Genomic DNA, 23,257 nt, shown 5'->3' on the forward strand with positions numbered 1-23,257 from the left:
GCGGGGCCGGTGATCGCGGCGAGGGCGGTTACGGCGAGGGCGGCGGCGTCGCAGCCGTGGAGGGCGCGGTGAGGGCCCTGGCCAGCCAGTCCGCGAGGTAAGGCAGCCAATCAGGGCGCGCGTTGAGGAGGAGGTGGTCGCCGTGGGGCACGGACAGGTACTCCCCCCGCGGCGCGAGAGCGGCCAGTTGCCCGCCGTTGGCCACCCCGGGGATGACGTCCTGCCCGCCGTCCACCACCAGCAGCGGCGCGGCGATGCGCGCCGCGAGCGCCGACAGATCCACCCGGCCGGCGAAGTCGCGGGCCGCCCCGGACCCGCCGGCACGCAGCGTCAGGATCTCGCGCACGGTGCGCGGCAGCCGCTCCCAGTCGAGCCGAAAGGGGCCGCTGACGGTTGCCACGGCCGCCACCCGCGGGTCGTGTGCCGCCGTCTCCGCCGCGTAGTAGCCGCCGAGACTGAGCCCGACGAGCCCGAAACGCGCGACGCCCAGCGCCTCGGCGACCCGCGCGACCACCCGGTGGTAGTCCGCCCGCACGACCGTCCCGGCCGCCAGCGCCCCCTGCCCCGGGCCGTCCATCGCGAACACCGCAAGCCCCCTGGCCAGCAGCGCGGTTCCGAGATCCAGGAACTCCTCCTTGGCCGAGTCAAGACCTGGCACGACGATCACCGTGGCAGGCGCGTCGGCGGGGCCCCGCAGCCAGCCGGTGAACTCCTCGCCCTCGACGCGCCGCGCGGCCGGATCGAGCAGGGCCAGCGCGCCGGCCAGCGCGGCATCCGCCTCGGCGGCCGCCGCTCCCGCCGCTCCTGCCTCCACCCCGGGCCCCAGCGTGGCGACGTGAAACCAGCCGGCCGCCGCCAGCAGGTGCCCGCCCCGGGACACGGCAGACCCGGCGGCCGCCGCGCGCGCCAGGTGGCCACGCGCGGCGCGCACGAAGGCAGGGGCCCAGTCGGCGATCGAGCCGAGGCCCTCGGTGACGCGCCGGTACTCGTGCGGATCGAGACCCGCCCCGCCGGCCCGGGGCCACAGGGCGGCCGCCCACTCGGCGGCGCTCACCGGGCCGCTTCCGTGGTGAGGACGGCCTTGCCGCGTATCCGGCGTTCGCGCAGGTCGACCAGGACCGCCGCGGTGTCGGACCAGTCGGCGACCCGGCCGATCTCCGGGTGCAGCCGTCCCGTCTCCACCAGCCGCACCAGCGTCTCCAGGTCGGGGCCGTAGGGCGCGCCCGCGTAGTGGAAGTGCCGGAGGGTGACCCCCTCGGGGCTGCCGAGCAGGCCGAAGAAGTCGAGGGTCGCCGGGGTGCGGGTGGCCTGCCCGAACCACACGAGCAGGCCGCCGGGGCGCAACTTCGAGAGGGCGGTGGCCAGATGAGGCCCACCCGTGGACTCCAGCACGACGTCGAACGGCCCGTCGGCCGCCGCGACCTCGTGCACGACCTCGGCCGCGCCCAGCGCGCGGAGGCGTTCGCCGCGGGCGGGTGTGGCCGTCACGACCGTCAGTTCGGCACCGGCCGCGGCGGCCAGTTCGGTGACGTAGTGGCCGACGCCGCCGGAGGCCCCCGTCAGCAGCAGCCGCCTCCCGGCCGGGGAACCGGCCGCGCGCAGCAGCCGCAGCGCGGTGATCCCGGCGAGCGGCAGGGCCGCGGCCCGCACGCTGTCGACGCCGTCCGGGAGTACGGCCAGCGAGTGCGTGGGAACGGCCGCGTACTCGGCCCAGCCGCCCAGCGGGGGATGGCCGACCACGCGGGTGCCGGGACCGGGGCCCGAGCCGTCCGCCGCCTGCCGGACGACGCGCCCGGCGACGTCCTTGCCGGGCAGCAACCCAGGGCGCGGGCGGTCGAGAAGGAACGTCTCACCGCGGTTGGGCGCGAACGCCTCCACCCTGATCAACGCCTCGTCGGGTTCGGGGACCGGCCGGTCGGCGTCGGCGAACTCCACCGGTCGCGCCGCCTCCCCCGTGGGAATCAGTCTGCGCATGCCGGACATCGAAACCCCGCCCCGGCCGCAGGGGCCAACAACGGCCCGGCGCGTGTGACAACCCTCGGTTGTCGTCGGTGGTGAGGCCGCGGAGGGGGACCTGCTCCCGGCGCCGGCGCGCGCCTTCGCACCGACCGCCGCCGGCGCACCGACGCGCCGACCGCCGCCTACGCGCCGACGCGCCGACCGCCGCCTACGCGCCGACGCGCCGACCGCCGCCTACGCGCCGACGCACCGACCGCCGCCGGCGCACCGACGCACCGACGCGCCGACCGCCGCCTACGCGCCGGCGCGTAGGCGAGGGGCGGCAGCCGCCCCCGCGGTGGGCGGCCTGGCCCACGGGTTACGTGCCGATACGCACCCCGGCCCAGGTGCCGAACGCGCGAAGACGCGGAGGACGCAGCGGAACACTCGGCGGAGCCGGTGCCGCTTCCGGCGCCCGGGGCCCGCACCGGACCCGGCGGGCGTGCCCAACTCCCGTCCCCCGCCCCGCGACTCCCACCCGCGACTCCCGCCCCGCGAACTGCCCCCCGCCCCGCGAACTGCCCCCCGTCCCGCGCGTCGCACGGCGGGTGACCGCCTCTTCCGTATGGGCGGGCGGGCCGCTACGCGGGCGGGCCGCTACGCGGGCGGGCCGCTACGCGGGCGGGTGAGAGGGCCGGCCGGAGGGCTCGCAGACGACGTGGTCCAGCAGAGAGAGCGTGGCCGCCTGCTGCCGGAGGAAGCGCTCTTCGTCGTCATAGCGGGTGGTGTAGACGGCGACGGCGGCCGATGCCCTGCCGTCGGGGGTGACGACCTCCTCGGACACGGTGCCGAACGAGGTGCCGCCGTGAAACCAGACCCCGGCGTCGCAGCCCTCGGCCGGACGCCAGGCGATGCCGAGGCCGTAGCGCGCCTCGTCGCTGCCGCCCATCCCCGGCGCGGGCACCGTGGTGCGCATCTGCGCCAGCTGTTCGGCGGGCAGCAGGGTGCCGTTCATCAGAGCGCGCAGGAAGGAGTTCATGTCGTCGGTGGTGCTCACGATGCCGCCGTCGGGTCCGCCGTCCACGGAGAGCGTGGTGTCGGTGAGCTCTTCCCGGCCCGGGAACCGGGTGTAGGCGGTGGCCGTGGGCTGGGGGACGTAGGCCGAGGTGCCCATGGTCATGGTGTGGCGTAGGCCGAGAGGTTCGATGATCCGGTCGTTGACCTCCTGCTCCCAGGGGTGTCCTGTGGCCTTTTCGACGATCAGGCCGGCCAGCACGTAGTTGGTGTTGGAGTAGGACCAGCGGGTCTCGGAACCCGGGGCTTCGGCGTCCGGCAGCCAGCCGGGAGGCCGAGTGGTGGCCAACGCGACCTCCTCTTCAAGGGTGCGGGCGGTGAACCGCCCCTCCCGGAAGCCCTCGGGTGTCAGCGTCGCGGGGTCGCCGAAGAGGACGTCGGTGTAGTCGGCAAGGCCGCTGGTGTGCTGGAGGAGGTTGCGGAGGGTGATGCGGCTGCCGTCGTTGCCGTTGCCGCTCACCACTCCCGGCAGCCACTCTTCCACCGTGTCGTCCAGGTGGAGCGTTCCCTCGGCGACCAGTTGGAGGGCGACCACGGCGACGAAGGTCTTGGTGTCGCTGCCGATCCGGTAGTAGGCGTCGTGGTGGACGGGGTCGCGCCCGTCCAGGTCGGCCACGCCGGACCTGACCGCGGTGTCGTGCCCGGCGGCGTCCCGTGCCCGTGCCACCAGGCCGGTGGCGCCGGTGTCCCGCACCGCGTCGGCGTCCCGCTGGAAGCGTCCCTGTGCGGCCCGGTGGGCGGCGGCGCCCTCGGCGCCGGGCCCCGTGCCCAGCACGGTGGCCACGCCGACGGCGCCGACGCCGGCGAGGGCCAGCGTCATCCGCGCCCATGCGGATCGCCCGAAGTGCTTTCGTATCGCCGTCTCCATGGGGTGGACGCTACGGAGTCGCGCTCCTGGAGGCGATCCTGCGGGCCCCCAGGGGCGGGGTGGGGCTAACCCGAGCCTGCGTGCCGACGGGCCGAGGTGACGGGGACGGCCGGTCGGCGCCTGGCGCGCGGGGTCGGCGGTGCGCGGGTTGCCCGCTCGGCGGCGACGGTTCGCCGCCAACTGCCCGGCGGGGGAGCGAAGGCCGGGGCGGTGGCGGAACGGGGGCTCAGCGGGCGGGGGCCTGGGTAGGCGCCGAGGTCGTGGTGGGGGTGGAGGAAGTCCACCGGGAGGTTGGCGCCCCACAGCGGCCGGTAGTGGTCGAGGCCGCGGCCCTGGAAGGCGAGGCCGGCCGAGGGGTGGTTGGGGCCCTCCAGGGCCCACCAGTTGTCCCAGTCCCAGACCACGGCCACCTCGGCCGTCTCGGCCCGGCCGCCCGCAAGGCCGGCCAGCGTGCGCAGGTCGCGGCCGAGTTCGGTGACCTCGCGCCAGGTGCGGGTGCGGGTGCCGCCGTGCGGGAGCATCGCGGAGCGGAACCGTTCGGCCCCCGCCCGGGACTGGCGCCACTGGAAGCACATCACCGAGTCCGAGCCGCGCGCCGGCGCCTGGAGGGACCGGACGCGCAGCTGACCCGCGGGCCGTGCGGAGTTGCGGCGGCGCGGGACGTTGGCGCCGGTGGCCGACTCCGGCAGCAGCCAGGGCCTTCCACCGCGCAGGGAGCGCATCAGGTCGAAGTTGCAGGCGGCGAGCAACTGCCCCTCGGGGTCCGAGGAGTCGGGGTAGACGTCGATCGTGGCCACGTCCTCCTCGGCCGCCCAGCGCCGGCAGTCCAGGTGCTGGAAGGAGGCCGTGAAGTTGGTGGGGACCGGCACCTGCGGGGTGTGGTGGCGGATGATGTCGCGTTCCGCGGTGAAGCATTCGAGCGCGGCCTGGTCGTACGGTTGGCTGCCTAGGCCCGGGTGAGGGCCACCGTCCGCAGGCCGCCGGGGCCGGTCTGCTGGCGGGTGACGCGCAGCCCGGCGACGCGGAACTGTTCCAGCACCCAGTCGTGGGCGAGCCGCAGCGTGCGGTAGCTGTGGGCGTGCAGGGTCCAGTCGCCCGAGGGCCCCCTGCGGTGGATCAGGTCGTGCACCAGCACGGTGTAGTCGTTGAAGTCCTCCGGATACTCCAGGAAACAGGTCATGATCCGGTCCTCGGTGGCCCGGATCGGAAGGAAACGGTCGGTCCCGGTCAGCGGGACGGTCAGGTCCCGGTAGGCGAACAGGGCCGTGCCCTCCGGCGCCAGCGCCGCGGCCACCCGGGCGAACAGGGCCGCCACGTCTCCCCTGGTCGGCAGTTGCGTCAGCGTGTCGCCCAGGCAGACGACGGCCCCCGCGGAGCCTGGGCGCACCAGCCGGGGCAGCGCGGTGCGCACATCCGCCTGCACGGTCCGCACCGCGGGCGTTCCGGCCGCGTGCGTGGCCAGTTCGTCGAGCAGCGGCCGGCTCAGGTCGACGGCGAGGACGGGGTCGAAGCCGAGTTCGGCCAGGGCGAGACTCGTGTGCCCGGGGCCGCACCCGAGATCCACCGCGAGCGGGCCCGCGGCGCCCGGCGTCACGCCCCACTCCGCCAAGAGGGCACGCTGGGCCGCGGCCAGCGCCCCGAGGTCGCCTCCCAGCATCCACGTGTAGTGCTCGGCGAGGAACCGGTCGTAGTGGTCGACGGCAGTCGTCATGAGGGAGCGCTCCCTGGTCGTCCGGCAGGAGAGGAGAAATCTAGAGCCTGATGCGGAACGTTGGGGGCTCGCCCGAACGATATTCGGAAGCAGGGGGAGAATGGCGGCCATGGACGACATTGATTCGGCGATCCTGGGTCACCTGCAGCGCGATGCACGGCTCACCAACCGGGAACTGGCCCAGAAGGTGGGCATCGCACCCTCCACCTGCCTGGAGCGGGTCAGGTCCCTGCGGGCCCGCGGGGTCATCACCGGATTCCACGCGGCGGTGCAACCCCGGCTGCTCGGACGTGCGTTGCAGGCGCTGGTCTTCGCCAGGCTGCGGCCGCTGAGCCGGGAGGTGATCTCCGGGTTCCAGGTGTACCTGAGCGAGTTGCCCGAGGTGGTGTCCGTCTACGTCGTCTCGGGGGACGACGACTTCATCGTGCACGTGGCCGTGCCGGACATCGAGCAGTTGCACGCCTTCCTGATGGACAGGTTCAGCGCCCGCCGCGAGGTCGTCCGGTTCCGCAGCTCGGTGATCTACCAGCAGACCGGCACCCGGGTCCTGGCCCCCATGACCGGCTCCACGTACGGCGAGGAGCCGTAGGCGGCCCGCCGGCTCGCCGGCTCGCCGGTCCGCCGGTCCGACGGTCCGCCGGTCCGCCGGTCCGACGGCTCGACGGTTCGCCGGATGCGCCGCTCGCCGGCGGACCGGGGCCCGCGGGGGGCGCTCGGCCCTACGATGGGACGGCTGTGCCCGCGGAGGAGGGACGTGTGGAGAACCAGGAGACGCCAGGTTCGGGCTCCGGTCAGCCCCTGCGCCGGGGGCAGGGGGAGCTGGAGGCCCTGGTGCTGTCCGCGTTGCGCGCCGCCTCGGGACCGGTGACCGCGCACTGGATTCAGGCGGAGCTGGGCGGGGACCTGGCGTACAGCACGGTCATGACGATCCTCTCCAGGCTGCTGGCCAAGCAGGCGGTGACCAGGGAGCGTTCGGGCCGCGCCTACCTGTGGCGGCCCGTGGCGGACGTGCCGGGGCTGGCCGCCCTGCGGATGCGCCGGGTACTGGAGGCGGAGGCCGACCGGGAGGCGGTGCTGGCCAGCTTCGTTTCCGCGCTCTCCCCCGACGACGAGCGCTTACTGCGCGACCTGCTGTCGGGCACGGAGCAGTCAGGAGAGTGACGCGGTGGGGGTCTTCGTCTTCCTGCCGCTGGTGCTGCCGTTGACCGCCTGGCCGATCGCGCGGCTGGCCGAGCAGCACCTGCACCCGCGGGCGACCGCCCGCCTGCTCACCGGCGCGGCCGCCGTTCTGGCCGTGTGCAGCACGCTGTGCCTGTCGCTGATCATGATCGTGGGCACCGCGCAACTGCCGGGAAACCCGCTGCCCGACGGGTGGTCGCACCCCGAGGTGCGGGCGGCGGTGCCCTGCGACAGGTTCGCGGGACGCGCGGCCATTCCCGCGCTTCTCGCGGTCGCGGTGGCCTGCGGCCACACGCTGTGGCGCCGGCACCGGATCGTCCGCGGCGTGCGGGAGTCGCTGACCGGACTGCCCGCCTGCCAGGTGGCCGTGCTGCCGGACGAACGGCCCTACGCCTTCACCCTCCCCGGCCGCCACGGCCGCATCGTGGTGTCCGCCGCGATCCTGGGCGGCCTGACCAGCGGGGAGCGGCGGGCGCTGTTCGCCCACGAGCGCGCGCACGTGTCCGGAGGGCACCACCGGTACCTGCTGGTCGCCCAACTGGCCGCCAGGGCCCATCCGTTGCTTCGGCCCCTGCGCACCGCCGTGGCCTACAACCTGGAGCGCTGGGCCGACGAGGACGCGGCGCAGGTGGTGGGGAACCGCCTCGTGACGGCGCGGGCCGTGGGCAAGGCCGCCCTGCTCACCCCGTCGGCGGGCCCCCTTCCCGCCTTTGCCGCGCCGGGGCCGGTACCGCGCCGGGTCGCGGCGCTGCTCGCCCCGCCGCCCCCGTCCCGCACCTGGCCGCCCGCGCGCACGCCCACGGGCCTCGCCGCCTGGATGGCCGCCGGCGGCACCGCCGCCTCGGCCCTGTCCTCGCTCAACGCGGCGAGCGCGCTGATCGTCATCCTCCACGCCGCGGCGGCCTCCTGAGCCCGCCCACCCCCCGGTGGCAGGTCAACGCCGGGCCGCTGCCGGGGGGTTGACGTACCCCCACCGGGCCCCACCCTCTCCCGTCGATGTCCGCCACCCTCGGGCGTCTTCCGCCACCCTCCGCCGCGCAGCCCCGCCCACCCGCGACCGCGCGGGCCAGACCCACACCCGACGGCTCGTCCGGTCCGGCAGGGCGTTGCGTCTGCATCGGTCCGGGGGTGCCGGGGGAAGCGCGGCCGGCACGGGGGGAACGCGCGGGCGGGGCGAGGGGGATTCGGTTGCGCTCGATGTGATCGGGGTCTCGCGCAGTCGCCATGTTCGACAGTAGTGTAGAAGTATGGTCGCGGTTGGCCCGATGGCGGGCGGACCACGGCCGTTGCCGCCCCGCGCGCCGCGCCCCGCCGCCGGTTTTCCGCCGGCCGGAGGGTGGCCGGGCGAGCCGGGGGCGGGTAGGGCGACGACTGCGATGGTTGGTGGAGTGGTGGCAGTGCTTCGGCTGGGCGGCGATCGCGCGGTCGCACATGTGAACGAGTGTGCCGTCCGGGTTCGGGGAGGGCTTCGTCGCTTCCTCCCCGGGGAAAGACCGCGCGCCTCGGCCGGGTAGGGGGAGCACCCGGCCGAGGCGCCTGGGCGGGAACTGCCGGCCGAACGCGCGGGAGGGCCCCGGCTAGTGCGCGACGTTCCGGGCGGAGCCCTCCGGTTGAGGTTGCTCCGGCCGAAGCCCGCTGGGGAGGCATCTCGGGGACACCGGTGGGCCACCGGGAGATGTCGCCGGGGCGGGTTCCCCTGGAGGGAGCGTCGCTGCGCTCCCCGGTGCGGCCCCTGGCCAGTCCCCGGTGGAGAAGCCGGAGCAAGCCGGAGTAATGCAGAGCAATACAGGGCAGCCCAGAGCAACCCGGAGTAACCCGGAGCAATCCAGGGCAAACCCGAGCAATGAGGCGGTGCGGCGGGGTGGCGGTGGGCCCGGGGCGCCTCGGGCTCCGCGTGCCTCCGGCCTTCCCGGTGCGCAACCGGCCCCGGCGGCAAGCCGTTACCTCGCTCTTGATTTCATTTTCGGTTCGTTTTCAGTCCGTTTTAGTTGGATACCGGTTCATTTGGGCTCGCGCCCGGGCGGCGCGGCGGAACGGCGAAAGCTGTGGGCGATGGTCTCTCGCATTGAGGCGGCGGTCGGCGAGCTGCTGCACCGGCGCGGCTGGCGCAGGGCGTTCACGGTGGCGGAGATGGTCGGCAGATGGGCCGTGCTGGTGGAGGCGGTCGAGCGGGGGTACCCGGACGGCCCGCAGAGCTACGTCGAGGACCTGGACTGCCGCAACTGGCTGCACGAGGCCTGGCTCCTCCTGGACCACGACACCATGGTCGTCTGGAACCAGCGCATCAAGGATCTCGACCTCAGGTTCGTCACCGCGACCGTCTACGACGACGGGGCGGCGCTCGGCCGGCTGCACCCGATCGCCTCCGACGCGCTCTGGTGGTGGCGCCGCCATCCGCGCCTCCTCACCGGCCCCCTGGGACGCGCCCTCGGCGCCGCGGAGGCCACCGGCGCGGACCCGGGCGGGGAGCCCTGAACTCCCGCGGCAGCGGCGGCCCGCGTGAGCGACGGCCCGCGCCCGCGCGCGTCGAGCGGTTCGCGCCCGCGACGGCCCCCCGCGGCGGGCGGGCCCGCGCCCACCCCCCGCGGTGAGCGCGACCGCCCCGCGGCGGGCGGGCCCGCGTGGCGCGCGCGGGGGGCGTGGGTCAGAGGCGTTGCTCCACCCGCACCCAGTCGACCTCCAGTTGGACGCCGCCCGCGGCGATGCGGTCGACGCTGGACTGGGGGAGGCCCCAGTAGGGCTGGGTGACGCCGTTGTAGCCCGCCGGGTAGGCGCCGCCGAGGGCCAGGTTGAGGATGACGTAGTGGTTGTGGTCGAAGACCCACTGGCCGCGGGTGGCCTCGACCTTCTGCCGGGTGAGCTCGAACACCTGCCGGTCGTCCACGTAGTAGCGCTGCGCGGTGGGCGTCCACTCGACGGCGTAGGTGTGCCACTGGTCGGCGGACTGGCCCGCAGGGAAGTGCTGGGTGACGCCGATGTTGCCGTCGGCGGAGTAGCCGGGGCCGTGGACGCCGGAGCTGCTCCAGTCCGCGTAGCCGATGTTCTCCATGATGTCGGCCTCGCCGCTGGCCGGCCAGGAGACGGCCGGGTCGTCGACGTTGCTGCCCAGCAGCCAGAAGGCCGGCCAGAAGCCCTCGCCGACCGGCAGCCTGAGCCGGGCGCTGACCCGGCCGTAGGTGAAGTCGAACCTCGTGTTGGTGTCGATGCGTCCCGAACTGAAGTCGAAGACCTGCCCGTTGGGCGCGGTGGTGCACCGGGCGCAGTAGTTCGCCCGCAGGCGGAGGGTGCCGTCGGCGACGGCGATGTTCTGCGGGGAGTCGACGTACGCCTGGGACTCGCCGTTGACGGTGCCCATCGTGGAGCCGGTGGTGACCACCCGCCACCTGTCGCGGTTCAGCGCGGTGCCGTCGAACTCGTCGAGGAAGGTGGTGCGGTACGCGGCCCCCGAGTCCTGGGGCAGCGCCGGGTAGGCGGCCGCGTCGCTGCCGCCGGTGCCCCAGACCTGGAACTCGTAGAGCGAGTAGCCGAACTGGGCCGTGGCCGGGGCAGGGTTGTAGAAGGAACGCCGCTCCACGCCGAGCATCCGCACGTAGCGGCCGGTGGCCGGCGCACTCAGCCGGACGGTGTCGTGCAGGCCGCTCGCCTCGCCCGGGGACCTGACGTCGGCGCGGCGGGCGGCGACCTCGGAGGCCGTGGGCTGGTACACGGTGCGCCAGGAGCGGTTGTCGTCGGAGACCTGGAGGCGGTAGTCCACGGCGTACGCGGCCTGCCAGTACAGGTCGACCGTGTCGATCTGCGCGGTGGCCCCGAGGTCCACGGAGACCCAGCGGTCGGCGTTCCAGTCGCTGGCCCAGCGGCTCTGGTCCGCCCTGAGGTCGGCGGGGATGCCGCCGTCGGTGACGTAGGCGGGGGAGTGGCCCGCGTCCTGGTAGTAGTTGGTGAACGCCGGGTGGTGGAGGGCCAGGTTGGCGCGGCCGGTGGAGGCCGGGGCGGGGACGCCGCCGTAGACCTCGAAGGAGTAGAGCGAGTAGCCGTAGGGCGTGGCCCGTTCGATGCCGCGCACGCGCACGTACCTGCCGACGGCCTCCTGGGGGTAGGTGTGCAGGTCGACGGTGCCGCCGGTGCCCGCGTTCTCGGTGGAGAAGCTGTGCCAGTCCCGGCCGTCGGCCGAGACCTCCACGGCGTACCTGCGGCCGTAGGCGGCCTCCCAGGCGAGCCGTACCTCGGTGACGCGGATGGCGGTGCCGAGGTCCACGGAGATCCAGGCGTCGTCCGCGAAGTTGCTCGACCAGCGGGTGCCGCCGTTCCCGTCGAAGGCGAGGCCCGCGGCCGTGCCGGCGTTCTCCACGCCGGAGGCCGAGACGGCCGCGGGGTCGGCCGCGTACGCCGCTGCGGCCCAGTCGGTGTTCCATTCCGCCGCCGCGAGGGCGGGCCCGGCCGGTGCGGCGGCGGCTTCGAGGCCGGTGCCGGTGACGGCGAGGAGGAGGGCCGCCAGGGCCGTCACGACCCTGGTGCGTGCACGTGTCCGTCTGCGGAACATGGCGCTCCACTTCTGAGGCAGGGGTGGGGGGTTGCGGGCAGGAGCCCGTGGCGAGAGCCCTGGGGCGGCCCTTGCGAGAGCTGCGGGAGAGCGCTCTCAGGGGATGATCGGAAGCGCATTGCGTACATGTCAACGACCGCCGCCCGGTTCCGGAACCCGGCTGCCGCCCCCGCCCGGTTCCGGAACCCCGCGGCCGGTCCCCGCCCGGCTCCGGAACCCGGCGTCCGGCCCTCGCCCGGCTCCCGAACCCGGCGCCCCCGGCCGTCCCCGCCCCCGGGACGCACCCCCGCACACCCCCGGCCGCTCAGGCCCGGCGGCGGGGGTTGCCGGGGGCGAGGTGCCCGGCGGCCCGGATCACCGCGGCCCGGTCGGCGCCGCTGGTGCGGCGCACCGCCAGCTCCACCCGCCGGGTGTGCTCCACCTCCCGCCTGACCGCCGTCCGGTGCGCCAGCCAGGCGCGGAGCACCCCCGCGAGCACACCGGCGAGCAGCGTCACGGCCCACGGCACCTGCTGGGTGAGGAAAAGCTTCTCCATGGCCCCCTCCTGACGTCCTTTCGAGGCCGGGCGGGGCCTCGTGGCCCCGAACCTGCCCTCAGGCTCTGCCCACAGCGAAGTTTCCGGCTAGCGTGGAAAACTGCGGGGAAACCGCGGGCGGCCCGGAGGGGGGGCAGGATGCCAGGAGGACGACCGCCGTCGGCCGAGCGCAAGCGGCTCCCCGAACTCGAGGCGATGTCCGACTGGTTCGAGCGGGCGATCCACGAGGTGGGCCACGGCTCCATCCGGCGCACCGCCACGCTCACCGGCCTCGACCAGCGGGCCCTGTACGCCGCGGTCAACGCCGAGCGCATGCTTCCGCTGCGCCTCGTGCGGGCGCTGGCCGAGGGGCTCGGGCGGGACGCCGAGGAGATCACCGTCCTGTGGGCGCAGGCGAAGCAGGAGCGCGACCGTGCCGCGGAGGCCGAGCTCAGGCAGGCCCACGCCGACACGGCCACCTGGGCCGACATCCCCCTGCCCTCGCCGGCGCTGCGCGACCTCCTGGAGGCGCAGAGCGGCATTCTCGACTGCCTGCCCTACGCCCTGCTCGGCCTGGTCGAACCGCCCCTCTCCGCGATCTACGTGCGGCAGAGCGTCCGTCCCGGCCCCGGCGCGCGGCGCGGCGAGCCGGCCGAGGACCTCACGGAGGCCGCGGGCCCGGGCGAGGGGCACGGACCGGGCCACGGCGAGCCGGCGCCGGGGGACCGGGCCGGGGCGGTGCCGCGCCCGGCGCGTGAGGCGGTGGACCCCGCGGCGGCCGCGGCCGCGGCGCTCGCGCTGCCGGACGCGCTGGCCAGGCACGACCACCTGCTGATCACGGGCGAGGCGGGGGCGGGGAAGTCCACGCTGGCGGGCCACCTGGTGCGGTCCCTGTGCGGGGTGTGGCTGCGGCGTTCCTCCATCCGGGAGGCGCCGGTCGCCGAGCCCGTGGTGCCGCTGCGGCTCTCGGCCTCCCTGCTCGCCGCCGAGTCCGGCTCGTGGAGCGAGCGGCTGTGCCGGGCGGCCATGAACACGCTGGGCGGCGGCCTGGTCGCCGCCCCGCCGGTCTCTCTGTTCGCCGGGCGGGCCCAGGGGGCGCGCTGGCTGATCTTCGTGGACGGCCTGGACGAGATCGCCGACTGGCGGCAGCGCGCGGAGCTGATCCGCACCCTGGCCAGGCACGCCCACCGGGACTCCGACTACCGGCTGGTGGTGACCAGCCGCCCGCTGCCCCCGACGGAACTGGCGCCGCTGCGCGAGGCGGTGGCCGGCGAGTTCGAGATCCAGCCGTTCGGCGAGCCCGAGTTGAAGAGCTACGCCCACAAGTGGTTCGACCAGCAGCGGGCGCGCATCCGGAACCCGGCCGCGGCGGCGGACCGGTTCCTCGGCGAACTCGTCGAGGAGGGCGAGCTGAAGGAGCTGGTGCGCAACCCGCTGCTGGCCACCATCGCGCTGGTGAACGCGACCCTGGAGCCCTCGCTGCCGCCGGCCGCCGGCCGCCTCGCCCTGTACGAGGGCTTCCTGGAACGCCTCAGGGACCGCGCCACCTACGGCGCCCAGGCGGCCTTCCCCGACTGGCTCGCCGACTCGGCCGACGAACTGGTGCGCGCCCTGGCCAGGTTGCGCACCGAGGGCGAGGAGGACCTCGCCGCCGCGGCCAGGGACTGGGTGCGCGGCCGCCCCGCCGCCGGGCCGCTGCCGCCGCGCTGGGAGGGGCGGCTGCCCGCGGCGCTGGTCGGCACCGGCCTGCTCGTGGCCGTCGGGGACCAGCTGCGGTTCCTGCACCAGAGCTTCGCCGAGTACCTGGCGGCGGTGGCGTACGCGGAGGAGATCCCGGCCGAGGGACCTGGGCTTGAGGCGTGGGTGCGGCGGGCCTGCCGGGGGGCGGAGCAGTCCCTGGCGCTGTTCGTGCTGTGCCGGTGGGCCGCGCGGCCCGGCTGCGCGCCCGACCGGCTGCTGGAGCAGGTCTTCGCGCATCCGGGCCCGGAACGCACCCTGCTCGCGGGCACGTTGCTGGCCGAGGGGGTGAACGCGGGGCCCGAGCAGGCCGGGCGGGTGATCCGGCGGCTGGCCGATCTGTGCCGCGGGGACGACACGGGCGACTCGGCCAAAGCCGCCGACGCGCTCTCCGCCCTCGGTGGCAGGCACGGCACGGCGGCGGTGCTGGAACGGCTGGTGGCGGCGCCGGGGCTGAGCGCGGGGCACCGGTTCCGCGCCCTGTCCGCGCTGAGCCGGCTGGTGCCGCCCGAGGCGGCGACCGCGCTCCTTGGCCCGCTGCTTGAGCAGCTGCACGGCTACCTGCCCAAGGCGGGGCAGCTGGCGGTCCGGCTGGGGGAGGCGGCCCGGCAGGCCGTGCGCGCCCGGCTTGCCTCCTTCCTCGCCGAGCCGGGGGCCGACGCCTGGGAGTGGACCCTCGCCGCGGAGACCCACCGCGCGCTGGAGGCGGCCGAGGAGGTGGAGCGCTGCGCGCGGCGGGTGCTCGCGGACCCGCTCGCGGTCTCTGGCCTGCTGCGCCGCGCGGCCGATGCCTGGCTGGCCGCCGATCCCGCGGCGGCGGGGGCGGTCGCCGAGCTGGCCCTGGCCAGGCCCGCGGCCGACCAGGCGGGCAGGCTGGCCCTGGCGCGGGCGCTGGAGGAGGCGGAGGCCGCGCCGGAGGCGGCGACGGTCGCGGCGACGCTCGTGGAGTCGAGGTCCCGCACGACGGCCGCCCAGGTGCAGGCCGCCGAGATCTGGCTGCGGGCCGGGGGCGAGCAGGCCGCCGAGTCGGCGTCGAGGCTGCTCGCCTGGGGGGAGGAGCAGGGCTGGGAGATGTGGCGCCTGGCCTGGCTGCTGCGGTTCATGGCCGAGGCCGGGGTGGAGCGCGAGGCGGCGGAGTGGGTCGGCCGGCAGCTGGGCGGGGAAGAGGAGATACCCATCGGGGCGGTCGACCTGGCGCGGCTGTGGCCGGCCTGCCACGGCCCGGGCGGGATGGCGGAACTGCAGGCGCGCGTGGGCGATCCCCGGCGCCTCAACCCGTTCGAACGCGCCGAGTGGGCGCAGCTGCTCCTGGACGCCGGGCTGCCGGAGGAGGCCTTCCGCGTGGCGGAGCTGGCGCTGCGGTCCCCGGTGACCAGGCAGGCGCACTTCGCGCAGGCGGCGCGGGTGCTGCTGAAGGCGGACCGGCGGCGCGCGGTCGCGGAGCTGGCCGCCCGGTCGGCGGAGCAGGCCGCCTGGGGCGAGTGGGGCTCCGGGGTGCTGGACGCGCTGGACGAGGACCCGGCGGTGGAGCTGGACGAGCTGCGCCTGCGGATCGCCGAGGGCATCCTCGCCTCGGCCGAGGCGAAGGGGGACCAGGTGGAGACGGCCCTGGGGGCGCTGGCGGAGTACGGCGGGCGGCAGCGGCTGCCTGAGGTGGTCGGGCAGATCTGCCGGCACCCCGCCCTTTCGGTGGCGCAGCGGCGGTCCGCCGCCCAGAACCTGGCCGCGTACGGGGAGGAGGAGAGCGCCCTGGAGATCTGGCGGTTCCTGCTGAGCGTGCGGGGCCGGGAGTCGGAGAGCAGCGGCATCGTGCTGCTCGAAGACGTGGCCCAGGCCACGTCGTTCGAGGTGGCGGAGGAGCTGGTGCGCGAGCAGCTGACGGCCGAGCCGGCGCCGGGGCCGTTCCGCCGCCGCCGTCTGGAGCGGCTGCTGGCCTGGCTGGGTACCTCGCCGGTCCGCGGCTGAGAACCGCGCCCGCCGCCCCCGGGGTGTACGCGGGCGCGCGGCGTTTTCGGGGGCGTGCCTGCCCCGGCACGCGCGGGCGCGTCCGCCCCGGCCGCGGCTCAGGCGCCCGTCTCGCGCCCGCGCCCACCCTCGGGACCGCGCCCGCGCCCCAACTCGCCCTCGCCGTCCCGCCCGCCGTCTCCCGCGCCGTGTCCGCCGTCTCCCGGGCCGGGCGCGCCGTCTCCCGGCGGGGTGAGGAGCTGCCTGATGCCGGCGAAGTGGTGGCGCATCGCCGCCGCGGCGCGGGCGCCGTCGCCCGCCTCCAGGGCCTCCAGGATGTCGTGGTGCCGCGCGCAGGTGACGCGCGGGTCCTCGCGGTCCTCGCGCAGTTCCTCGCGCACCCGGTGGAAGGCGGCCCAGAAGGCGTCGAGCACCTCGCTGAGCAGGTGGTTGCCCACCGAGCGGTAGAGGGCGAGGTGGAAGGCGCGGTCGGTGGCGGCGGTGACGCGGCCCACGGCGGACTCGCGCTCCATCGTGCCGACGAGCTCGCGCAGCGTCGCCAGGTCCGCGGCGGGCACCTTGCCCGCGACGTCGGAGATCAGCCCGGCCTCCAGGGCCTCCCGCACTTCGAGCAGCTCGTACAGGCTGGCCTCGCCGCGGCGGTGCCTGACCGCCGCGCGGAAGACCACGCCGTCCACGAAGGACTCCAGGCTCAGCGTTCCGACATACGTGCCGAAGCCGTGCCTGATGTCGACGATGTTCAGGGCCTGGAGGGCCTTGAGCGCCTCGCGCACCGAGTTGCGGCTGACGCCGAACAGGCTCATCAACTCGCTCTCGGTGGGCAGCGGATCGCCCGGGGCCAGTCGGCGGTGCAGGATCAACTCTTTGATCTGGCCCTGCACTTCCTCCGACATCATGCGGCGCGCCATGGCTGTGAGCCTCTCCCTCGTCGCCCTCTTCTCACCGTGAGTTCACATTGTGCCACCGGAGATAGGACATGGGATGTCCGGGGGATGGCGGCGGCTCGTCCGCCCTCGTGCACCCTCGTGCGTCGCCCGGAGTTTGCGCGCAGGTCTTGACCTCTTTCCCCGGCCCCTCCTAGCTTGACGTCGGACGTAGAACGTAGGACCTCCCACCTGACAGCGATGGAGCCGTCGTGAGCAACGCATTGGATCGCAGGGCTTTCCTCAAGTTGACGGGCGCGTTCGGCGCGGCCGGGGCGCTCACCGCCACGCTGGGCGCCTGCTCAGGGCCCGCCTCCACCAACGGCTCCGGAGGTTCGGGCGACGGACTTGAGGAGCTCACCGCGGTCATCGGCTACGGCAACGACCAGAGCTGGGACCCGACCCAGACCGCCTCCGCCTTCACCATGGCGGCCAACCACCACATCTACGAGGGCCTGCTCGACACCGACCCGATCACCCGCGAGCCCTACCCGGCCCTCGCCACCGCCCTGCCCGCCGACCTGAACGCGACCACCTGGACGTTCACCTTGCGGGAGGGTGCGCTGTTCCACGACGGGGAACCGGTCACCGCCGACGACGTGGTGTTCACCTTCGACCGCATCCTCGACGAGGAGGCCAACACCCTGGCCAGATCCTTCTTCGTCACCTGGCTCGCCGAGGTCCGCAAGGTGGACGAGCGCACCGTCGAACTCGCCTTCCGCTTCCCCTTCCCCGACGCCGCGCCCCGGCTGACCATCGCCAAGATCATGCCCAAGCACGTCTTCAGCCAGGAGGGCGCGTGGGACGACGCCTCCGCGGGCCTCGCCATCGGCTCCGGGCCCTACCGGCAGGCCAGTCACCAGCCCAAGACCAACACCACCTTCGAGGCCTTCGCCGACTACAACGGCCCGCGCCCGGCGAACTTCGCCCGGATGAACTGGCTTTCCATAGTGGACGAGGCCCCGCGCGTGGCCAAGATCTCCGGCGGCAGCGCCGACGCGCAGATCGCCGACAACATCCCCTACTCCAACGTGGAGCAGCTGGAGGGCGACGGCCTCAAGGTCGAGGGCGGCGCGGGCATGAACCACATGTTCCTCATGTTCAACACCGCCCGCGAGCCCTTCGACGACGTCCGCGTGCGCCAGGCGCTCTTCTACGCCATCAACACCCAGGAGATGATCGACGTCGCGCTCAAGGGATACGGCGCGATCCCCACCTCGTTCCTCAACCAGGACAACCCGGCCCACGCCGATGCCTCCACGGTCTACACCTACGACCCGGACAAGGCCAGGCAGCTGCTCGACGAGGCCGGGGTGAGCGACCTGAGCGTGACGCTCATGGCGGTCAACGTCAGCTGGCTCGTGGACTGCCTGCCCACCATCAAGGAGTCCTGGGACGCCATCGGCGTGCACACCACGCTGGAGCCGCAGGAGACCTCGGCGCTGTTCTCCAAGATGGACCAGAACCAGGACTACCAGGTCGTCGCCGCCGCCTCCAACCCCAACCAGTTCGGCCTCGACGCCGACCTGATCATGCGGTACAACTACACGGCCGGCGGCGGCTGGATGACGTACACCCGCTGGGACCAGAGCCAGGACGCCCAGGACCTGTTCGCGCTGATGGACGAGGCCACCCGGGAGCCCGACCCGCAGCGCAAGCTGGAGCTGACCCACCAGTACCTCGACGTCATCGCGGAACAGGCCGTGCTCTACCCGGTCGTCCACAACGAGCTGCTGACCGCCTGGGACCCGGACAAGCTCACCGGCGTCCGCGCCCAGCCCTACCCCGGCATCAACCTGCTCCAGGCGAGGCCCGCGTCGTCGTGATCACCATCCTGCGGATGCTGGTGCGCCGCATCCTCCTCCTCGTCCCGATGATGCTCGGCATCGTCCTGTTCGTCTTCCTCGTCATGCAGCTCTCCGACATGGACCCGGCGGCGGCCTACTACAAGGGCGCCAACCCGACCCAGGAGCAACTGCACGCCTTCCGCGAGGAGAACGGCCTGCTCGACCCGCTGCCGGTGCGCTACGTGCACTTCGTCGGCGACCTGCTGCACGGCGACATGGGCATCAGCGTGCTCACCAAGTCCCCGGTGCTCGACCAGGTGACCACGGCCATGCCGCTGACCATCCAGCTGACGCTGCTCGGCCTCGGCATCGCCATCGTCCTGGCGCTGCTGCTCGGCGTCACCGCCGCCCTCTACCGCGACCGGCTCGCCGACCAGGTCATCAGGGTGGTGTCGCTGACCGGCGTCGCGGCGCCCGGCTTCTGGCTGGCCCTGCTGATGATCCAGTACCTGGCCGTGGAGACCGGCTGGTTCCCCACCGGGGGCTACGTGAACCCGGCCGACTCCTTCACCGGCTGGCTCGAGTCCCTGACCCTGCCCGCCTTCGCGCTGTCGCTGCCGATAGCGGCCCAGCTCACCCGCATCGTGCGCACCGCCGTGGTGGAGGAGCTCGACAAGGACTACGTCCGCACCGCGATCGGCGGCGGCCTGCCGCCCGTCGTGGTGGTCGGCCGCAACGTGCTGCGGAACGCGCTGATCAACCCGCTGACCGTGCTCGGCCTGCGGGTGGGCTACCTGCTGGGCGGCGCGGTGGTCACCGAGACCATCTTCTCCCTGCCCGGCATGGGCAAGCTGATGATCGACGCCGTGCAGAACGGCGATCCTGCGGTCGTCCAGGGCGTGGTGATCACCACCGCCGTCTGCTTCGTCTTCGTCAACCTCGTCATCGACATCCTCTACCTCCTGGTCAACCCGCGGCTGAGGAGTGCCTCGTGATCCGCCGTGTGCTACGCCGCCTGCCCCTCTCCTCCCGGATCGCCCTGGTGCTCCTCGGCGTGGTCGTGCTGACCGCGCTGCTCGCGCCCCTGCTCGCGCCGCACGACCCCTACCAGCAGGACGCCGACTCCGCGGGGCCCTCGGGGGCGCACTGGATGGGCCAGGACAGCCTGGGCCGCGACATCCTCAGCCGCCTGATGTACGGGGCGCGTTCCTCGCTGGCGATCGGCCTGGGCGCCACGCTGCTCGCCCTGCTGGTGGGCAGCCTCGTCGGCGCCGTGGCCGCCACCTCGCGCAAGGCGGTGGACGAGACGCTGATGCGCTGCCTCGACATCGTCATGGCCTTCCCCGGCATCGCCATCGCCGCCGTGCTGATCTCCGTGTTCGGGGCGGGCCTCGGCATCCTGATCTGCGCCATCGCCTTCCTCAACATCCCCCCGGTCGCCCGGGTGGTGCGGGCCAACGTCCTGGACCAGTACGGCGAGGACTACGTCACCGCGGAACGCGTGCTCGGCGCCCGCACCCCGCACATCCTGCTCCGGCACGTCGCGATCAACTGCGCGGCGCCGGTGCTGGTGTTCTGCACCGTGATGGTGGCCGAGGCCATCGTCTTCGAGGCCGGCCTGTCGTTCATCGGCGCCGGGGTGCGCCCGCCCGAGCCCTCCTGGGGCAGCGTCATCGCCGACGGAAAGAACATGGTGCTGCTCGGCGGCTGGTGGGCCACCGTCTTCCCCGGCCTGGTCATGCTGGCCACCGTCCTCGCGCTGAACGTCCTCGCCGAGGGCATCTCGGACAGCTGGGCCGCGCCCGCCGCCAGGACCCTCGCCGGCGAGCCGCGCCGGGCCGCCCCACGCGGCACCGGGGCCGGGGCCGTCGAGGCCGAGACCACCGAGGCCGGGGCCGTCGAAACCGAGACCACCGAGGCCGGGGCCACCGAAGCCGCCGAGGCCACGGGGAGCGCCGCGGCCAAGGAGCCGGCCGCGCCCGGGGGCGCCGCCGGCGAGGTGCTGCCGCTGCCCGGGCTCGCCGAGGCGGGCCGCAGGCTGCGCGGCCTGGCCAGGCCCCCGGCCACCGGGGCGCCCGTCCTCACGGTCCGCGGCCTGTCCGTCGGCTTTGCGGGCCGGCACGGCGGCACCGACATCGTCGACGGCATCAGCTTCGAGGTGCGGCCGGGCGAAGTGCTCGGCCTGGTCGGCGAGTCGGGCTGCGGCAAGTCCCTGACGGCGCTCACCGTCATGGGCCTCCAGCCGCCGGGCGCCCGCATCCGGGGCAGCGTCACCTTCGAGGGCCGCGAACTCCTCGGGCTCACCGGGCGGGCCAGGCGGCGGCTGCTCGGCCACGAGATGGCCATGGTCTACCAGGACGCCCTGTCCTCCCTGAACCCCGCGATGACCATCCGCGCGCAGCTCAAGCAGCTGGTGCGGCGCGGCGGCACCCGCACCCCGGCCGAACTCCTCGCCCTGGTCGGGCTCAACCCCGAACGCATCCTGCGCAGTTACCCGCACGAGATCTCCGGCGGCCAGCGGCAGCGGGTGCTGATAGCGATGGCGCTGTCCCGCGACCCCAAGCTGATCGTCGCCGACGAGCCCACCACCGCCCTCGACGTCACCGTCCAGGCCCAGGTCATCGAGCTGCTGCTGCGGCTGCGCGCCGAGCTGGGCTTCGCGCTGATCCTCGTCTCGCACGACCTCGCGCTGGTGGCCGACGTCACCGACCGGGTCGCGGTGATGTACGGCGGGCAGATCGTCGAGACCGGGGTCACCGCCGACCTCGTCGAGTCCCCCGCGCACCACTACACCCGCGGGCTGCTCGGCTCGGTCCTCTCCCTGGAGTCGGCCGCCCAGCGCCTCACGCAGATCCGCGGCGTGGTGCCCTCACCGGCCGACTTCCCGCCCGGCTGCCGGTTCGCCGACCGCTGCCCGATGGCGCGCGCCGACTGCGCGACCCGGGTCCCGGAACGCCGCGCCCCCGGGGCCGCGCACCTGGTGGCCTGCCACCACCCCGCCGTCGAGACCGAGGAGCCCGCCGCGCCGCCCGCGGAAGGCGGCCGGGCCGACACGGAAAGCGAGATGACCCGGTGACCCTCATGACCGTCCGGGACGCGCACATGGTCTACCCGGCCCGCAGCGGCGGCCTGTTCCGCTCCGACCGCGTGTACGCGCTCACCGGCGCCGACCTGACCATCGCGCCCGGCGAGACGGTGGGCGTGGTCGGCGAGTCGGGCTGCGGCAAGTCCACCCTGGCCAGGGTGCTGGTCGGCGTGGAGAAACCCACCAGCGGCAGCGTCTCCTTCCACGGACAGGACCTGTGGGCGATGCCGGCCGGCCGGCGGCGCGAGGTCATCGGCACCGGGATCGGCATGATCTTCCAGGACCCGGCGACCGCGCTCAACCGCAGGCTGCCGATCCGCCGGGTGCTGCGCGACCCGCTCGACGTGCACCGGCGCGGCACCCCGGCCCGGCGGGAGGAGCGGGTGCGGGAGCTGATGTCCCTCGTCGGGCTGCCGGAACGGCTGGCCGACGCCCTCCCCGGGCAGCTCTCGGGCGGGCAGCGGCAGCGCGTGGCCATCGCCAGGGCCCTGGCCCTCGAACCCGAACTCGTCGTGGCCGACGAGCCGACCAGCGCGCTCGACGTCTCGGTGCGCGCCCAGATCCTCAACCTGCTCCTCGACCTCAAGGAACGCCTCGGGCTCGCGCTCGTCTTCGTCTCGCACGACATCCAGACCGTGCGCCGGATGAGCGACCGCGTGATCACCATGTACCTGGGCCGCATCGTCGAGGAGTCCCCGGCCGCCGAGGTCACCGGGCACGCCAGGCACCCCTACACCCGGGCGCTGTTCTCGGCCACCCCCGGGCTGCTGGACCCGATCGACCCGATCCCGCTCGTCGGCCCGGTGCCCTCGGCGATCAACCCGCCCAGCGGCTGCCCCTTCCGCACCCGCTGCTGGAAGGCGGACGCCGACTGCGCCGCGTCGATGCCGGAGTTCAGCGGGGAGGCGGGGGAGCATCGGTTCCGCTGCCACCACCCGGTGGACGGGGCCGAGACCACGCACCACCTCGTACGACAAGCAGTCACCGCACAGGAGCGTTCATGAGCCTTTCCGGCCGGCTTGCCGGTGTGATCCCGCCCGTCTGCACCCCGCTCACCCCCGACGGCGACGTGGACACCGGCTCGCTGGTCAGACTCGTGGACCACCTCACCGGGGCCGGCGTGGACGGCCTGTTCGTGCTCGGCTCCTCCTCGGAGGCCGCTTTCCTCACCGACCGGCAGCGCCGCACGGTGGTGGAGACGGTCGCAGGACACGTCGGCGGCGCGCTGCCGGTGCTGGCCGGTGCCATCGACATGACGACGCCGCGGGTCCTGGACCACGCGCGGGCCGTGCTCGCGGCGGGCGCCGACGCCGTCGTGGCCACCGCGCCCTTCTACACCCGCACCCACCCGGCCGAGATCGACCGGCACTTCCGGCTGCTGGCCGAGCGGGCGGGGGCGCCGGTGTTCGCCTACGACCTGCCCGCCTCGGTGCACAGCAAGCTGGACGCCGCACTGGTCCTCGGCCTGGCCGCGGACGGCGTGCTCGCGGGCGTGAAGGACTCCAGCGGCGACGAGGCCACGCTGCGGGAGATCGTGGCCGGGGCCCCCGCCGGCTTCGCCGTCCTGACCGGCTCCGAGGTCCTGGTGGACACCGCCCTCTTCCTCGGCGCCGACGGGGTCGTCCCCGGCCTCGGCAACGTCGACCCGCACGGCTACGTGCGCCTGTACCGGTACGGCAGGGCGGGCGACTGGGACCAGGCCAAGGAGGAACAGCGGCGCCTGGCGGCCCTGTTCGCCATGGTGCACGTCGGCTCCCCCGCCCGGATGGGCCGCGGCTCGGCCGCGCTCGGCGCCTTCAAGACCGCGCTCGCCCTGCGCGGGATCATCGCGCACGCCACCCTGGCCGAGCCGCAGCTCCCGCTCGCGCCCGAGGAGGTCGAGCGGATCGGCAAGCTTTTGGCCGCCGCCGACCTGCTGTGACCCGGCCGGGCGCGG

General features: G+C 74.6%; 18 protein-coding genes. 10 read left to right on the forward strand and 8 right to left on the reverse strand.

Annotated elements, in window-relative coordinates; all coding sequences use genetic code 11:
• Window positions 1-28: 28 nt before the first annotated feature.
• The 5 genes from D7294_RS00330 to D7294_RS00350 all read right to left on the reverse strand — a co-directional run bounded on the left by D7294_RS00330 (window position 29) and on the right by D7294_RS00350 (window position 5,591).
• Window positions 29-1,054, reverse strand: a complete 1,026-nt coding sequence (locus tag D7294_RS00330) for an alpha/beta hydrolase family protein (RefSeq protein ID WP_120674177.1) — start codon at window positions 1,052-1,054, stop codon at window positions 29-31.
• Window positions 1,051-1,974, reverse strand: coding sequence for a zinc-binding dehydrogenase (locus D7294_RS00335; protein WP_120675194.1), 924 nt, complete (start codon window positions 1,972-1,974; stop codon window positions 1,051-1,053). The genes D7294_RS00330 and D7294_RS00335 overlap by 4 nt, the downstream gene beginning before the upstream one ends.
• 637 nt (window positions 1,975-2,611) lie before the next feature.
• Complete coding sequence (locus tag D7294_RS00340; protein ID WP_241561999.1) at window positions 2,612-3,880, reverse strand: serine hydrolase domain-containing protein; 1,269 nt, start codon at window positions 3,878-3,880, stop codon at window positions 2,612-2,614.
• 65 nt (window positions 3,881-3,945) lie between these two features.
• Complete coding sequence (locus D7294_RS32700) at window positions 3,946-4,923, reverse strand: beta-galactosidase (protein ID WP_277751063.1); 978 nt, start codon at window positions 4,921-4,923, stop codon at window positions 3,946-3,948.
• Complete coding sequence (locus D7294_RS00350; protein WP_120674181.1) at window positions 4,827-5,591, reverse strand: class I SAM-dependent methyltransferase; 765 nt, start codon at window positions 5,589-5,591, stop codon at window positions 4,827-4,829. The genes D7294_RS32700 and D7294_RS00350 overlap by 97 nt, the downstream gene beginning before the upstream one ends.
• A 109-nt stretch (window positions 5,592-5,700) precedes the next feature.
• Between D7294_RS00350 and D7294_RS00355 the strand changes: the two genes are divergently transcribed.
• From D7294_RS00355 to D7294_RS00370, 4 genes are all read left to right on the forward strand, one after another.
• Entirely contained in the window at window positions 5,701-6,180 is a 480-nt protein-coding gene (locus D7294_RS00355; protein WP_120674183.1) for an Lrp/AsnC family transcriptional regulator, read from the forward strand.
• 167 nt (window positions 6,181-6,347) lie between these two features.
• Window positions 6,348-6,752 (forward strand): BlaI/MecI/CopY family transcriptional regulator, encoded by a 405-nt coding sequence (locus tag D7294_RS00360; protein WP_120674185.1) that lies wholly within the window; start codon window positions 6,348-6,350, stop codon window positions 6,750-6,752.
• 4 nt (window positions 6,753-6,756) lie between these two features.
• Complete coding sequence (locus D7294_RS00365; protein ID WP_120674187.1) at window positions 6,757-7,680, forward strand: M56 family metallopeptidase; 924 nt, start codon at window positions 6,757-6,759, stop codon at window positions 7,678-7,680.
• Between the two features lie 1,142 nt (window positions 7,681-8,822).
• Entirely contained in the window at window positions 8,823-9,245 is a 423-nt protein-coding gene (locus D7294_RS00370) for a hypothetical protein (protein ID WP_120674188.1), read from the forward strand.
• 169 nt (window positions 9,246-9,414) lie between these two features.
• On the opposite strand, the gene D7294_RS00375 is transcribed toward D7294_RS00370, so the two are convergent.
• Together D7294_RS00375 and D7294_RS31775 are read right to left on the reverse strand one after the other, a co-directional pair.
• Window positions 9,415-11,310: a discoidin domain-containing protein gene (locus D7294_RS00375; RefSeq protein WP_120674190.1), complete on the reverse strand. Its 1,896-nt coding sequence runs from the start codon at window positions 11,308-11,310 to the stop codon at window positions 9,415-9,417.
• A gap of 304 nt (window positions 11,311-11,614) precedes the next feature.
• A complete protein-coding gene (locus tag D7294_RS31775; protein WP_158674542.1) occupies window positions 11,615-11,845 on the reverse strand; it encodes a hypothetical protein in 231 nt (76 codons plus the stop codon).
• Between the two features lie 138 nt (window positions 11,846-11,983).
• Between D7294_RS31775 and D7294_RS00385 the strand changes: the two genes are divergently transcribed.
• Complete coding sequence (locus D7294_RS00385) at window positions 11,984-15,526, forward strand: NACHT domain-containing protein (protein WP_147450744.1); 3,543 nt, start codon at window positions 11,984-11,986, stop codon at window positions 15,524-15,526.
• A gap of 98 nt (window positions 15,527-15,624) precedes the next feature.
• Here the strand turns inward: D7294_RS00385 and D7294_RS00390 are convergent, their stop codons facing one another.
• Window positions 15,625-16,434: a FadR/GntR family transcriptional regulator gene (locus D7294_RS00390; RefSeq protein ID WP_120674195.1), complete on the reverse strand. Its 810-nt coding sequence runs from the start codon at window positions 16,432-16,434 to the stop codon at window positions 15,625-15,627.
• Window positions 16,435-16,661: 227 nt separating this feature from the next.
• On the opposite strand from D7294_RS00390, the gene D7294_RS00395 reads away from it, so the two are divergent.
• The 5 genes from D7294_RS00395 to D7294_RS00415 are packed head-to-tail and all read left to right on the forward strand — an operon-like array spanning window position 16,662 to window position 23,242.
• Window positions 16,662-18,275 (forward strand): ABC transporter substrate-binding protein, encoded by a 1,614-nt coding sequence (locus D7294_RS00395; protein WP_241562001.1) that lies wholly within the window; start codon window positions 16,662-16,664, stop codon window positions 18,273-18,275.
• A 14-nt stretch (window positions 18,276-18,289) separates the two neighbouring features.
• Window positions 18,290-19,231: an ABC transporter permease gene (locus D7294_RS00400; RefSeq protein ID WP_422070645.1), complete on the forward strand. Its 942-nt coding sequence runs from the start codon at window positions 18,290-18,292 to the stop codon at window positions 19,229-19,231.
• Window positions 19,228-21,312: a dipeptide/oligopeptide/nickel ABC transporter permease/ATP-binding protein gene (locus tag D7294_RS00405; protein WP_120674201.1), complete on the forward strand. Its 2,085-nt coding sequence runs from the start codon at window positions 19,228-19,230 to the stop codon at window positions 21,310-21,312. Before D7294_RS00400 ends, D7294_RS00405 begins: the two co-directional genes overlap by 4 nt.
• Before the next feature lie 5 nt (window positions 21,313-21,317).
• Window positions 21,318-22,325 carry an oligopeptide/dipeptide ABC transporter ATP-binding protein gene (locus D7294_RS00410; protein ID WP_120675196.1) on the forward strand — a complete coding sequence of 336 codons (1,008 nt, stop codon included), beginning with the start codon at window positions 21,318-21,320 and terminating at the stop codon, window positions 22,323-22,325.
• Window positions 22,322-23,242: a dihydrodipicolinate synthase family protein gene (locus D7294_RS00415; RefSeq protein ID WP_120674203.1), complete on the forward strand. Its 921-nt coding sequence runs from the start codon at window positions 22,322-22,324 to the stop codon at window positions 23,240-23,242. The genes D7294_RS00410 and D7294_RS00415 overlap by 4 nt, the downstream gene beginning before the upstream one ends.
• The last annotated feature ends 15 nt before the right edge of the window (window positions 23,243-23,257 follow it).

The organism is Streptomyces hoynatensis (genome assembly GCF_003626535.1).
GTDB lineage: Bacteria > Actinomycetota > Actinomycetes > Streptomycetales > Streptomycetaceae > Streptomyces > Streptomyces hoynatensis.

Excerpts from the sequence above, each read along its gene's own strand:
- D7294_RS00355 (WP_120674183.1), top strand. The coding sequence starts at position 5,701 with ATGGACGACATTGATTCGGCGATCCTGGGTCACCTGCAGCGCGATGCA.
- D7294_RS00370 (WP_120674188.1), top strand. The coding sequence starts at position 8,823 with ATGGTCTCTCGCATTGAGGCGGCGGTCGGCGAGCTGCTGCACCGGCGC.
- D7294_RS00410 (WP_120675196.1), top strand. The coding sequence starts at position 21,318 with ATGACCGTCCGGGACGCGCACATGGTCTACCCGGCCCGCAGCGGCGGC.
- D7294_RS00400 (WP_422070645.1), top strand. The coding sequence starts at position 18,290 with ATGCTGGTGCGCCGCATCCTCCTCCTCGTCCCGATGATGCTCGGCATC.
- D7294_RS00385 (WP_147450744.1), top strand. The coding sequence starts at position 11,984 with ATGCCAGGAGGACGACCGCCGTCGGCCGAGCGCAAGCGGCTCCCCGAA.
- D7294_RS31775 (WP_158674542.1), bottom strand. The coding sequence starts at position 11,845 with ATGGAGAAGCTTTTCCTCACCCAGCAGGTGCCGTGGGCCGTGACGCTG.
- D7294_RS00375 (WP_120674190.1), bottom strand. The coding sequence starts at position 11,310 with ATGTTCCGCAGACGGACACGTGCACGCACCAGGGTCGTGACGGCCCTG.
- D7294_RS00340 (WP_241561999.1), bottom strand. The coding sequence starts at position 3,880 with ATGGAGACGGCGATACGAAAGCACTTCGGGCGATCCGCATGGGCGCGG.
- D7294_RS00390 (WP_120674195.1), bottom strand. The coding sequence starts at position 16,434 with ATGGCGCGCCGCATGATGTCGGAGGAAGTGCAGGGCCAGATCAAAGAG.
- D7294_RS00350 (WP_120674181.1), bottom strand. The coding sequence starts at position 5,591 with ATGACGACTGCCGTCGACCACTACGACCGGTTCCTCGCCGAGCACTAC.
- D7294_RS00335 (WP_120675194.1), bottom strand. The coding sequence starts at position 1,974 with ATGCGCAGACTGATTCCCACGGGGGAGGCGGCGCGACCGGTGGAGTTC.
- D7294_RS00415 (WP_120674203.1), top strand. The coding sequence starts at position 22,322 with ATGAGCCTTTCCGGCCGGCTTGCCGGTGTGATCCCGCCCGTCTGCACC.